The following is a 14,466-nucleotide window of genomic DNA, read 5'->3' as shown; positions in this document are numbered from 1 at the left end:
ACGGTGCGGCTGCTGGTCTCGAAGGGTTTCGGGACGTTCGTGGAGTCCAGTGCTCATCCGGTGCTGACGATGGGTGTGCAGGAGACCGCCGATGTGACCGCTGTGGGCTCGCTGCGGAGGGACGAGGGCACCCTGGCCCGTTTCCTGGCCTCGGCCGCCGAGCTGTTCGTCCAGGGTGTGTCGGTCGACTGGTCGGCGCTTTTCGAGGGGACCGGCGCCCGGCGCGTCGACCTGCCCACCTACCCCTTCCAGCACCAGCACTACTGGCTCGAGCCCGTCGCCCCCGCTGTTGCCCCCGACACTGCCACGGAGACCGATGCCTGGCGTTACCGGGTGACGTGGCAGGGGCTGGGCGGTGACGCGGCCGGCTCGCTCGGTGGGCGTTGGCTGGTGGTGGTGCCCGAGGGTGTGGAGAGCGGCGAGGCTCAGGCGGTGCTGGCCGGTGCCGGTGCGGAGGTCGAGCGGTTGGTGGTCGATCCGGCGGCAGTCGGACGGGACGAGCTGGCCGCGCGGCTGGCGGCCCACGGAAACCTGACCGGCATCCTGTCCCTGCTCTCCCTCGCCCGCACTCCCGCGGCAGTCACCGGCACCGTGGCCCTCGTCCAGGCTGCCGCCGACGTGGAAACCGAGGCGCGGCTGTGGGCGTTGACGCACGAGGCCGTGGCCGTCGCGCCCGGCGAGGTCCCGGAGGACAGCGGGGCGCAGATCTGGGCGCTCGCCCGAGTCGCCGCCCTCGAACTTCCCGCTCTGTGGGGCGGGGTGATCGACCTGCCCGCCGAGCCGGACACACGCGCCTGGCAGCGGGTCGTCGCCGCGCTGACCGGCCGCAACGGCGAGGACCAGGTCGCCGTACGGGCCTCCGGAACGTACGGCCGCCGGATCACCCGCGCCGGCACCGCGCCCGTCCGCCGCGCCTACACCCCGCGCGGCACCGTTCTGGTCACCGGCGGCACCGGAGCCCTCGGTGCGCAGGTCGCCCGCTGGGCCGCCCGGAACGGCGCCGGGCACCTGGTGCTGACCAGCAGGCGCGGTCCGGACGCCCCCGGCGCCGGGGAGCTCGCCGCCGAACTGCGCGCGCTGGGCGCCGAGGTGACCGTAGCCGCCTGTGACGTGGCCGACCGGGACGCGCTCGCCGCACTGCTGGCCGAGCACCCGCCCACCGCCGTCTTCCACACCGCCGGCGTACTCGCCGACGGCGTGATCGGCACCGTCTCGGCCGAGGACCTGCGCGCCGTCCGTGCTCCCAAGGCCGACGCCGCCCGTCACCTGCACGAGCTGACCTCCACAGGCGGCCTGGACCTCGACGCCTTCGTGCTGTTCTCCTCCGTCACCGGAACCTGGGGCAACGGCGGACAGGCCGCCTACGCCACCGCCAACGCCTCCCTCGACGTGCTCGCCGAGCAGCGCCACGCCCAGGGGCTGCCCGCCACGTCCGTCGCGTGGGGACTGTGGGGCGGCGGTGGCATGGCCGAAGGCGCCGGCGAGGAGAGCCTGAACCGCCGTGGCATCCGGCCCATGGATCCGGAGAAGGGCATCGAGGCCCTGCACCGCGCCCTGGATCACGGAGACGCCTGCGTCACCGTCGTCGACGTCGACTGGGACGACTTCGCGCCCCGCACCTGCGCCCTGCGGCCCGGCCCCGGCTTCGACACCGTGCCCGATGCACGCCGTGCCCTGGAGAACCGAGGAGACGGCACGACCCGGGCCGGCGCCGCGCCCGCCGACGGACTGGCTGGACGGCTCACCGCTCTTCCCGACGCCGAGCGCATGCGCGTGCTGGTGGAACTGGTGCGTGCCGAGGCGGCCACCGTGCTCAGGCACCCCGGCACCGACGCCGTCCGTCCCGACCGTTCCTTCAAGGACGCCGGATTCGACTCGCTGACCGCTCTGGAACTGCGTAACCGTCTCAACGTCGCCACCGGACTCACACTGCCCGCAACCGTCGTCTTCGACCGGCCCAGCCCCACCGTGCTCGCCGAACACCTTCTCGGCAGGCTGATGGGAGACGCCCCGTCGGCCGTGCCGGTACCGGTGGGCCCCGCGCCCTCTTCGGCCGCCGACGACACCGACCCGGTCGTCATCGTCTCCATGGCCTGCCGCTACCCGGGCGAGGCCGCCACGCCCGAGGCGTTGTGGGACCTGGTCATGGCCGGACGTGATGTCATCGGCCCCGCTCCCACCGACCGCGGCTGGAACCTGGACGAGATCTTCGTCCCGGACCCCGAGAACCTGCCGCGCGGCCACACCTACGTCCGCGAGGGCGGCTTCCTCCACGAAGCCGCCGAGTTCGACGCCGAGTTCTTCGGCATCTCACCCCGCGAGGCCCTGGTCATGGACCCTCAGCAGCGCCTGCTGCTGGAGACCTCCTGGGAAGCCCTGGAACGCGCCGGTATCGACCCGCGCTCCCTGCGCGGCAGCCGTACGGGCGTGTTCGCAGGCCTCACTCACCAGGAGTACGCCTCCCGGCTGCACGAGGCCGACGAGGAGCACGAGGGCTACCTGCTCACCGGCAAGTCCGCCAGTGTGGTCTCCGGACGCATCTCCTACGTCCTCGGTCTGGAAGGCCCGTCGGTCTCCCTCGACACGGCCTGTTCCTCCTCCCTGGTAGCGCTGCACCAGGCGGTGCAGGCACTGCGTGCGGGGGAGTGCGACCTCGCTCTCGCGGGCGGTGTGACCGTCATGGCCGCACCCGGTCTGTTCGTGGAGTTCTCCCGCCAGCGCGGGCTCTCGGCCGACGGCCGCAGCAGGGCGTTCGCCGACGCGGCGGACGGCACGAGCTGGGGCGAGGGTGCCGGCATCCTTCTCGTCGAGCGGATGTCCGACGCCGTGCGCAACGGACATCCCGTCCTCGCCGTCGTCCGCGGCTCCGCCGTCAACCAGGACGGCGCCAGCAACGGCCTGACCGCACCCAACGGCCCCTCCCAGGAACGCGTCATCGTCCAGGCCCTCACCAACGCGGGGCTCGGCTTCGCCGACGTGGACGTGGTGGAGGCGCACGGTACGGGTACGCGGCTGGGGGACCCGATCGAGGCGCAGGCCCTGCTGGCGACGTACGGGCAGCAGCGGGAGGCCGAACACCCGCTGTGGCTCGGTTCGTTGAAGTCGAACATCGGGCACCCGCAGGCGGCTGCGGGTGTGGGTGGGGTCATCAAGATGGTGATGGCCCTGGAGCGGGGCGTCCTGCCGAAGACGTTGCATGTGGACCGGCCGTCGTCGCGCGTGGACTGGTCCGCCGGAGCGGTCGAGTTGCTGACCGACACCCGGCCGTGGCCCGGCGTCGACCGTCCCCGTCGGGCGGGTGTGTCCGCCTTCGGAGTGAGCGGGACGAACGCGCACGTGATCCTGGAGCAGGCCCCCGCCGTCGAGCCGGTCGAGAAACCGGTCGTGCGGGACCTGCCCGTCGTTCCGCTGGTCGTCACGGGGCGTTCGGCCGAGGCCCTGCGTGAGCAGGCCGAGCGGCTCGATGCCCGGCTGGAGCGCGCCGGAGTCGACACCCGCCTGTCGGACATCGGTTACACGCTGGCCTCGGGGCGGTCGGTGTTCGAGCACCGGCAGGTCCGGGTCGGTGAGGTCACGGTGGAGGGTGTGGCGTCGGAGTCGTCCGGCCGGACGGTGCTGGTGTTTCCGGGGCAGGGGACGCAGTGGGCGGGGATGGGGCGTGAGCTGCTGGACACGTCGCCGGTGTTCGCCACTCGTCTGCGGGAGTGCACTGAGGCCTTGGCGCCGTTCGTGGACTTCGATCCCATCGAGGTGTTGCGTTCGGGTGCGGCGTTGGAGCGGGTGGAGGTGATCCAGCCGGTCACGTGGGCGGTGATGGTGTCCCTCGCCGAGCTGTGGCGTTCCCTGGGTGTCGAGCCCGATGCGGTGGTGGGGCATTCGCAGGGTGAGATCGCGGCGGCTGCCGTCAGTGGTGCGCTGTCCCTGGAGGACGCGGCGCGTGTGGTGGCGCTGCGGGCCCAGGTGATCGGCCGGGAGCTGGCCGGTCTGGGCGGTATGGCGTCGGTGTCGCTGCCGCGCACGGAGGTGGAAGCGCGCCTGTCCGGTTGGGAAGGCCGCCTCGATGTCGCTGCGGTCAATGGTGTGTCCAGTACGGTCGTCGCGGGTGACGCCGACGCGGTCGTGGAGTTCGTCGCCGCCTGCCGGGCGGAGGAGGTCCGGGCCCGTCAGGTGCCGGTGGACTACGCCTCGCACTCGGCGCATGTGGAGCGTATCGAGGCTGAACTCCTCGACGTCCTCTCCCCGATCACCCCGCGTGCGTCCAAGGTCCCCTTCTACTCGACGGTCGACGCGGTCCTGGCGGACACCACGACCCTGGACGCGGGCTACTGGTACCGCAATCTGCGGCACACCGTCCGCTTCGAGGAGACGGTGCGTCTCCTGACCTCCAAGGGTTTCGGGACGTTCGTCGAATCCAGTGCCCACCCGGTGCTGACGATGGGCGTGCAGGAGACCGCCGACGTGACCGCCGTCGGTTCGCTGCGGCGGGACGAAGGCACGCTGGCCCGTTTCCTGACCTCGGCCGCCGAGCTGTTCGTGCACGGCACGTCCGTCGACTGGGCCGCTCTCTTCGAGGGGACCGGCGCGCGGCGCGTCGACCTGCCCACCTATCCCTTCCAGCACCAGCACTACTGGGCCCCGACCTCGCCCGCCGGCACGGGGGATGCCGCGGCTGCCAGGTTCGGCATGCACTGGGAGACGCACCCGCTGCTCGGGGGTGCGCTGCCGCTCGCCGAGAGCGGTGAGGTGGTTCTCGCCGGGCGCGTCTCCCTCGCCGACCACCCGTGGATCACGGATCACGCCGTTCTCGGACGGAGCCTCCTGCCCGGCACGGCGTTCGTCGAACTCGCCCTGCGTGCCGCCGCCGCGACCGGCTGCGCCGGTGTGGAGGAACTGGGGCTGGAGGCACCGCTCACCCTCACCGAGGGAACCGCGGTGCAGGTCCAGGTGAGGGTGGAGGCAGCCGACGAGACCGGCCGGCGGCGTATGACCATCCACTCCCGCACCGAGGCCGCCGACGGCTCCGAGACCTCCTGGACCCGGCACGCCGGCGGTCTGCTCGGCGCGGACGCGCCCACGGCCCCGGCGGCCGACTGGGCGGGCGCCGCCTGGCCGCCGGCCGGCTGCGAGCGGGTGACCGCGGAGGACGTGTACGCGCGGTTCACGGAGCTGGGTTACGAGTACGGAGAGGTGTTCTCCGGCATCGAGGCGCTGTGGCGCCGGGAGGGCGAGGTCTTCGCGGAGATCCGGCTGCCCGGCCGCGTCCGGGCCGACGCCGCCCGCTACGGCGTACACCCCGCTCTGCTCGACGCGGCGCTCCAGCCCTGGCTCGCGGGCGGGCTGCTCGACGTGCCGGACGGCGCGCTGCTGCTGCCCTTCGCCTGGCAGGGAGTCACCCTGCACGCTTCGGGCGCCGACGCCCTGAGGGTGCGGATCTCCCGGACGGGCGACGGTGAGGTGTCCCTGACCGCCGTCGACCTCGCCGGTGCGCCGGTGCTGGACCTGGCGGCTCTGGTCATGCGCCCGGTGGAGCGGGGCAGGCTGGAGGCGCTGCTCGGTGCCGCGGGTGACCGGCTTCCGCTGTACCGGGTCGGCTGGCGCGGCACCGCCGGGTCTGCACGGCCGGCGCGACGGCTCGCCCTGATCGGTTCCGGCACCCTCGCAGTGAAGGCCCTCTCGGAAGGCGCCGAGGTGGAGGCGCATGCCGACCTGGCCGCACTGCGGGCCGCCGTGACCTCCGGCGCGTCCCCGCTGCCCGACGCCGTCGTCGCGGCCTTCCCGTCCGGGCCGGCCACCCCCGAGCAGGTGCGCGAGCACACCGCGCGAGGACTCGCTCTGCTCCAGGAGTGGCTGAGCGGAGACGGGGACGGGGACACGGTCACGGAGCGGGCCCGGCTGGTCGTGCTGACCGAGTGCGCGGTGTCCACCGCGACCGCCGAGGAACTGCCGGGCCTGGCGGGCGCCGGGCTGTGGGGGCTCGTACGCTCCGCGCAGACCGAGCACCCCGGACGGTTCGTGCTCGCCGACACCGATGGTACGGACGCCTCGGCTGCCGCACTGGCCGCCGCGATCGGCACGAACGAGGAGCAACTGGCACTGCGCGAGGGAGAGATACGTGTCCCCGCCCTCGTCCGTCACGAAGAGGCCCCGGCCACCGCCCCCCTCCTGGCCGCCACCCCGGCCGCCGTCCCGGCACTCGACCCCGAGGGCACCGTCCTGGTCACCGGGGCGACCGGCACCCTCGGTGCGCTGCTCGCCCGGCACCTGGTCACCGCGCACGGCGCCCGCCGACTGCTGCTCGTCAGCCGCAGCGGGCCCGACGCCGCCGGAGCCCGGGAACTGGACCGTGACCTGACGGACCTCGGAGCGCACGTCCGGATCGCCGCCTGCGACACCGGGGACCGCGCCGCACTGCGGGCCCTGCTCGCGGACGTCGACCCCGGGCACCCGCTGACCGCCGTCATCCACGCGGCGGGTGTGCTCGACGACGGACCCGTCACCACCCTCGACACCGAGCGGCTGGACACCGTGCTGCGGCCCAAGGCCGACGCGGCCCTGCACCTGCACGAACTGACCGCGGACCTGCCGCTGTCGGCGTTCGTGCTGTTCTCGGGCGCCGCCGGTCTCCTCGGCCGTCCCGGACAGGCCAACTACGCCGCGGCGAACACCTTCCTGGACGCCCTGGCCGCCCACCGCCGTGCCACCGGCCTGCCGGCGACCGCTCTGGCCTGGGGGCTGTGGGGAGAGGCCAGCGGCATGACCGGCCACCTCTCCGGCACCGACCTGCGCCGCATGCGCCGCTCCGGCATCGCCCCCATGAGCAACGCCCAGGGGCTGGCCTTCTTCGACCGGGCGCTGGGTCGGCCCGGCGAACAGTCCCTTCTCGTACCGCTGCGACTGGACACCCACGCGCTGCGCGCACCCGGAGCCGAGGTGCCCGCCCTGCTGCGCGGCCTCGTTCCGGCCCCGGCCGTCGCCCCCCGGACCCGGGCGGCCGGCGACACGGCGTCGCGGCCCGCCGGGGCCGGAGAGGACCTCGCCCAGCGCCTCGCCCCTCTCGACGAGACGGCCCGGCAGCGGGAACTGCTCACCCTCGTCCGGGCCGAGGTCGCCGCCGTCCTCGGCCTCGGCGGGCCCGACGCGGTCGACCCCGGCCGGGCCTTCCGGGACATCGGCTTCGACTCCCTCACCGCGGTCGAACTGCGCAACCGCCTCAACACGGCGACCGGACTGAGGCTGGCCGCCGCCGTGGTCTTCGACCAGCCCACGGCCCAGGCGATCGCGGCGCACATCGGCGCCGAACTGGCAGCCGTCACCGGCGGCGTCCGGGAGGCGGGAGAGGCCGCCCTCGCCGGACTGGAGACGCTGGAAGCGGCCGTCACCGTGCTCGCGGCGGACGACATCCGCCGCGAGACCGTGCACCGCCGACTGTCCGCGCTCGTGACCGCGCTCGGCCCCGTCGGCGGCCCGGCGGGCGGCGCCGGACCCGACCCGCTCGTGGCCGCACCGGAGGACCTGGCAGGCGTCGACGACGAGGAACTTTTCGCCTTCATCGAGGAGCAGCTGTGACGACGGCAGGCACCGACAGCACCGACAACACGGCCAAGGTCCGTGACTACCTCAAGCGGGTCACCGCCGAACTCGTCGCCACCCGCGCCCGGCTGAAGACCGCCGAAGAGGCCGCGGAAGCCGCCCACGAGCCCATCGCGATCGTCTCCATGAGCTGCAGGCTGCCCGGCGGCGCCGACACCCCCGACGCCCTGTGGCGGCTCCTGGAATCCGGCACCGACGCGGTGTCGGGCCTGCCCGAGGACCGCGGCTGGGACCTGACGGCCCTCTACGACGCCGACCCCGACGCCCACGGCACCAGCTACGCCCGGGAAGGCGGCTTCCTGCACGACTGCGCCGACTTCGACCCGGAGTTCTTCGGCATCTCCCCCCGCGAGGCCCTCGCCATGGACCCCCAGCAGCGACTGCTCCTGGAGACCTCCTGGGAGGCCTTCGAACGCGCCGGACTCACCCGCGACGCCGTCCACGGCAGTCGCACGGGCGTCTACGCGGGCGTCATGTACGACGACTACGGAGCCCGTGTCCCGCACACCCCCGGCGGCCGGCTGCCCGAGGGCCTGGAGGGCTACCTCGTCAACGGCAGCGCGGGCAGCGTCGCGTCCGGCCGGGTGTCGTACACCTTCGGGCTGCGCGGCCCCGCCGTCACCGTCGACACCGCCTGCTCCTCCTCGCTGGTCGCGGTGCACCTCGCCGCGCAGGCGCTGCGCGCCGGGGAGTGCGACCTGGCACTCGCGGGCGGAGTGACCGTGCTGGCCACTCCGACGATGTTCATCGACTTCTCCCGGCAGCGCGGGCTGGCCGCCGACGGCCGGTGCAAGGCGTTCTCCGACTCCGCCGACGGCACCGCGTTCGCCGAGGGCGCCGGTCTGCTGCTGCTCCAGCGGCTGAGCGACGCGCGCCGCGAGGGCCGCACCGTCCTGGCCGTCATCCGAGGCTCGGCCGTGGGACAGGACGGTGCCGGAAACGGCCTGACCGCCCCCAACGGGCCCGCGCAGCAGGCCGTCATCCGGGCCGCGCTGCGTGACGCCCGGCTCACCGCCGACCAGGTCGACGCCGTGGAGGCCCACGGCACCGGCACCAGCCTGGGCGACCCCGTCGAGGCGGAGGCCCTGCTCGCCACGTACGGGCAGGCCCACACCGCCGACCGGCCGCTGTGGCTCGGCTCGCTGAAGTCCAACATCGGCCACGCCCAGGCGGCGGCCGGAGTCGCCGGCGTCGTCAAGACGGTACTGGCCCTGCGGCACGGACTCCTGCCCCGGACCCTGCACGCCGACGTGCCCTCCGCCCGTATCGACTGGTCGGCGGGCGCGGTGCGCCTGCTGCACGAGAACACCGCGTGGCCGGACCGGCCCGGCGAACCGCGCCGGGCCGCCGTCTCCGCCTTCGGCGCGAGCGGCACCAACGCCCACCTGATCCTCGAACAGCCCCCGGCCCCCACCACCTCGACCGCCCCCACCGCCTCGACCGCCCCCGCCTCAGCCTCGACCGCTCCCGCGACCGCCTCCGCGTCGACCGCCCCCGCCGCATCGGACTCCGCCACCCCGGGCCCCGCCGACCCCGCCCCCACCACGTCGGGCTCCGCCGCGTCGGGTTCCGCCGCGTCGGGGATCACCGGCTGGGCGGTGTCCGCCCGGTCCGTGCCCGCGCTGCGGGAGCAGGCGCGTCGGCTGCTGGCCCACCTCGGCGCCGGCGGTGCCGGCACCGACCCCGGGCTGCTGGCCGGCGTGCTGGCCCACCGGCGCACCGCGTTCCCGGAGCGGGCCGTCGTGCTCGGCGACGGTATCGCCGAGCTGACCGACGGCCTCGCCGCCCTCGCGGCCGGCCGTGACGCACCCGGCCTGGTCACCGGGCACGCCGTCGCCGGGCGCCGCACCGCGTTCCTCTTCACCGGACAGGGCAGCCAGCGCCCCGGCATGGGCCGCGAACTCCACGCCGCCCATCCCGAGTTCGCCCGCGCCCTGGACGAGATCGACGCGGCCTTCGCACCCCACCTGGAGCGTCCCCTGCGCGAGGTGATGTTCGCCGAACCCGGTTCGGCCGACGCCGCGCTGCTGGACCGCACCGAGTACACCCAGCCCGCCCTGTTCGCCCTCGGAGCCGCCCTGTACGCCCTGGTCACCTCGCGGGGCCTGAGCGCGGACGCCGTCACCGGCCACTCCGTCGGCGAGATCACCGCCGCCCACGTCGCCGGCGTCCTCTCGCTCGAGGACGCCGCCCGGCTGGTCGCCGCCCGCGGCCGTCTCATGGGCGAACTGCCCGAGGGCGGCGCGATGGCCGCCGTCCAGGCCACCCCCGAGGAAGTGCTGCCACTGCTGGCCGGCCGCGCACACGAGCTCGACCTCGCCGCCGTCAACGGGCCCGCCGCCGTCGTCGTCGCCGGGGACGCCGACGCCGTGGGGGAACTCACCGAGCACTTCGCCGGTCGCGGCCGGTCCGTCAAGCACCTGAAGGTCTCGCACGCCTTCCACTCCCCGCACATGGACGCCATGCTGCTCCGGTTCGAGACCGTGGTCCGCGGCCTCGGACTCAACCCGCCCGCACTCCCCGTCGTGTCGAACCTGACCGGGGCCCTCGCGGACGAGGACACCCTGTGCGACCCGGACCACTGGGTACGTCACGCCCGCAGGCCCGTGCGCTTCCTCGACGGCCTGCGCACCCTGCGTGCCACCGGCACCGACACCTTCGTGGAACTCGGCCCCGACGCCGTGCTCACCGCCATGACCCGCACGATCCTCGACACCGATGGCACTACCGGCACTACCGGCACTACCGGCACTACCGGCACTACCGGCACCACCGGCACCCCGGCGGGCACCGAGGTGCTCACCGTGCCCGTGCTGCGCCGCGGCCATCCCGAGAGTGCCGTCCTCGACCGGGCGATCGCCACCGTCCACGCACACGGCCTGCCCGTGCCACCGGCCTTCGAGCCGGAGCCCGGCCCCGCCTGCGAACTCACCGCGGCGCTGCCCACCTACCCCTTCGAACGCACCCGGTACTGGCTGGACGCCCCCGCCTCCACCGCCCCCCTGGCCACCGCCGGACTCGACGACGCCGGGCACCCGCTGCTCGCCGCCGCCGCCGAACTCCCCGACGGCCAGGGCGGTGTGTGGACGGCCACCCTGTCCACCCGCACCCACCCGTGGCTGGCCGACCACACCCTCGCGGGCCGGGCCGTCGTCCCCGGCACCGCCCTGCTCGAACTCGCCCTCGTCGCCGCCGGGGAGGGCCGCCGGATCGCGGAACTCACCTTCGGCCGGCCCCTCGTCCTGCCCGACGACACGACCGTACGGCTGCGGGTGCGCCTCGGCGCCGAGGAAGCCGACGGCTCCCGCCCGGTGACCGTGCATTCGGCACCCCTCACCCCCGGCGCCGACTGGACCGCGCACGCCACCGGACGCACCGAACCCGCCGCGCCGCCCGAGGAGGAGCTGTTCACCGTCCTGGCCGGGGCCTGGCCCCCGCCCGGCGCCGAGCCCGTGCCGCTCGACGAGGAGCACGCCCGTTTCGCCGCCGCCGGCATCGGCTACGGCCCCGCCTTCCAGGGGCTGACGGCGGCCTGGAGGCTCGGGGACACGGTGTACGCCGAGGCCGCCCTGCCCGCCGCACAGGCCTCGGACGCGCCCCGCTACGGGCTGCACCCCGCCCTGCTCGACGCCGCCCTGCACGCCGTGACCGCCACCCGGCCGGACGCCCACGGCCTCGTACCGTTCGCCTGGACCGGAACCGACCTGCACGCCCACGGCGCCGACGCGCTGCGCGTACGCATCACCCCGGACGGTCCCGACGCGGTCACCGTCACCGCCGCGGACCCCACCGGACGGCCCGTCCTCACCGCCCGTCGCCTGGCCCTGCGGGAGATGGCCGCCGACCGGGCCGTAGCCGAGGCCACCACCGCGCCGGCCCCGCTGCTGCGGCCTACCTGGACCCCCCTGCCCATCGGACACCAGTCACCGCAGAACCCGGGCGCCTGGTACCTGCTCGGCGAGCACGACCCCGGCCTCGCCGAGGCCCTCACCGCCGCCGGCGCCACCGTACGCACGGCCGGCGACCCGCACGGCATACCGGCCGACGGAACCACTCCGTCCGAGGTCCTGGCCGCCCTGCCCGCGACCGGCGATCCGCACCGGACCGCGCACCTCGCCCTGGCCCTCGCCCACCGGTGGCTGGCCGCCGAGCACCTCGCCCCGGCCCGCCTCACCGTCCTCACCCGCGGCGCCACCGACGCCGCCGGACCGGTCACCGACCCCGCGGGAGCGGCGGCCTGGGGGCTGCTGCGCACCGCCCAGACCGAACACCCCGGCCGTTTCGCCCTGGTGGACACCGACGCGGCCGAGGCCTCCCACCGGGCCCTGCCCGCCGCCCTCGCCGCCGCCGGACCCGACGCCCAACTGGCCGTACGCGCCGGAACCGCGCACACCCCGGCCACCACCCGCGTCCACACCACCACGACCGGCATCCGCCTCGACCCCGAGGGCACCGTCCTCGTCACCGGCGGCACCAGCGGACTCGGCGCCGCCGTCGCCCGGCACCTGGTCACCGCCCACGACGTGCGCCGGCTGCTGCTCGTCAGCCGTCGCGGCACCGCGACGCCCGGCGCCCGCGAACTCGTCGCCGACCTCACCGCGTCGGGCGCCGAGGTAACCGTGGCGGCCGGCGACGCCGCCGACCGCGAACGGCTCGCCGCCCTCCTCGCGCAGGTGCCCGCGGCCCACCCGCTCACCGCCGTGGTGCACACGGCGGGTGTACTGGACGACGGAGTGCTGGCCGCCCAGACGCCGGACCGGATCGACACGGTCCTGCGGCCCAAGAGCGACGCCGCGCTGACCCTGCACGACCTCACCCGGGACCTGGACCTCGACGCCTTCGTGCTCTTCTCCTCCGCCGCCGGGCTCCTCGGCAGCGCCGGACAGGCCGGTTACGCCGCCGCCAACGCCCACCTGGACGCCTTCGCCTCCTGGCGACGCGCCCAGGGCCTGCCCGCCCTCTCACTGGCCTGGGGGCCCTGGGCGGGCGACGGCATGGCCGCCGCCCTCGACGGCACCGACGCCGTCCGGCTGCGCCGGACCGGGCTCGTGCCGCTCACGCGGCAGGAGGGCCTCGCCCTGTTCGACGCCGCCCTGGGCGCCGAGGCGCCCGTCCTGCTGCCCCTGCGCGTCGACCCGGCCCGCGCCGGCACCGACGTACCCACCGTGCTGCGCGGCCCCACCGCCGTCGCCCCGCGTCGCGCCGTCGCCCGCACGGCCGCCGGCTTTGGCCCAGGGACGGCGGGCCCCACCCTCGCCGACCGCGTCTCGGGCCTGCCCCGAGCCGAACGCGCCGCCCTCGTCCTGGACCTGGTCCGGGCCGAAGTCGCAGCCGTCCTCGGCCACACCCGCACGGACGGCATCCCGGCCGGCCGCAGCTTCAAGGACGCCGGCTTCGACTCCCTGACCGCCGTGGAACTGCGCAACCGGCTCACCACCGAGACCGGTCTGCGCCTGACCCCGACCCTCGTCTTCGACCACCCGACACCCCAGGCCCTGGCCGAGCACATCGACCGTGAGCTGCCCGGCGCCGACACCGCGGTCCTCGCCCTGATCGGACAGCTGACACAGGCCGTGGACCAAGCCGACACCCTCGACGAACGCGCCCGGCAGACGCTCACCGAGCGGCTCCAGCAGCTGCTCACCCGGCTCGGCGAAAGCGGCGGCGACACCGCCCACGCCGGACCGGACGCGGACACCGACGCCACCGATGCCACCGAAGCCACCGGCAACGTCACCGAACTACTCCAATCCGCCTCCGACGACGAACTGTTCGAGCTGCTCGACAGCGGTTTCCGCGCCGTCTGACGCCTCGCCAACCACACCTTCAGGGGAGAGCTGTGTCCGCCAACGACACTCACAAGGACGCCGCCGGCAACGAGGTCCGGCTCCGCGACTATCTGCGCCGCGCCATGGCCGAACTGCACGAGACCCGGGAGAAGCTCCGTCAGGCCGAGGAACGCGGCACCGAACCCCTCGCGATCGTGGGGATGGCGTGCCGGTTCCCGGGTGGGGTGGGTTCGCCGGAGGGTTTGTGGGATCTGGTGGTGTCGGGTGCGGACGCGGTGTCGGGTTTCCCGGTGGACCGTGGCTGGGATGTGGAGGGGCTGTTCGATCCGGAGCCGGGTCGGCCTGGGCGTACGTATGTGCGTGAGGGTGGGTTCCTGCATGGTGCGGGGGAGTTCGACGCGGGGTTCTTCGGTATTTCGCCGCGTGAGGCGGTGGCGATGGATCCGCAGCAGCGGTTGCTGTTGGAGACGTCGTGGGAGGCGTTGGAGCGGGCGGGTATCCCGGCGGCGGGTCTGCGTGGCTCGCGGACCGGCGTCTTCGTCGGCGCCATGTACCACGACTACGGCACCGACCGCACCACCGCCACGGACGACTCGGGCGGCTTCGGCGGCACCGGCACCTCGGGCAGCGTCGTCTCCGGCCGGATCTCGTACGCGCTGGGCCTGGAGGGGCCCGCGGTGACGGTGGACACGGCGTGTTCCTCGTCGTTGGTCTCCCTGCACCTGGCCGGGCAGGCCCTGCGCAACGGCGAGTGCGACCTCGCCCTGGCGGGCGGCGTCACCGTCATGTCCACCCCCAGCACCTTCGTCGAGTTCTCGCAGCAGCGGGGGTTGTCGGTGGACGGGCGGTGCCGTGCGTTCGCGGAGGCGGCGGACGGTACGGGCTGGGGTGAGGGTGTCGGCATGCTGCTGGTGGAGCGGTTGTCGGATGCTCGTCGTCTGGGGCATCGGGTGCTGGCGGTGGTGCGGGGTTCGGCGGTGAACCAGGACGGTGCGTCCAATGGGCTGACGGCTCCGAACGGTCCGTCGCAGCAGCGGGTGATCCGGGCGGCGTTGGAGTCGGCGGGGTTGTCGGGTGCGGATGTTGA

Annotated in this window: 2 protein-coding genes and 1 pseudogene; all 3 read left to right on the top strand. The window is 74.7% G+C overall.

Going from position 1 to position 14,466, the window contains the following annotated elements:
- Positions 1-69 precede the first annotated feature (69 nt).
- Positions 70-7,566, top strand: a complete 7,497-nt coding sequence (locus tag ACH4NX_RS38080) for a type I polyketide synthase (RefSeq protein WP_398153393.1) — start codon at positions 70-72, stop codon at positions 7,564-7,566.
- 53 nt (positions 7,567-7,619) lie between these two features.
- Positions 7,620-13,397, top strand: a pseudogene (locus ACH4NX_RS38075) (SDR family NAD(P)-dependent oxidoreductase); the annotation flags it as partial.
- 32 nt (positions 13,398-13,429) lie between these two features.
- The coding region (locus tag ACH4NX_RS38070) for a beta-ketoacyl synthase N-terminal-like domain-containing protein (RefSeq protein WP_398153392.1) at positions 13,430-14,466 on the top strand (1,037 nt) is incomplete at its 3' end.

Source organism: Streptomyces sp. NPDC017225 (assembly GCF_044331465.1).
Lineage (GTDB): Bacteria > Actinomycetota > Actinomycetes > Streptomycetales > Streptomycetaceae > Streptomyces.
This window is presented reverse-complemented; position numbering and strand designations above follow the sequence as displayed.

Excerpts from the sequence above, each read along its gene's own strand:
- ACH4NX_RS38080 (WP_398153393.1), top strand. The coding sequence starts at position 70 with ATGGGTGTGCAGGAGACCGCCGATGTGACCGCTGTGGGCTCGCTGCGG.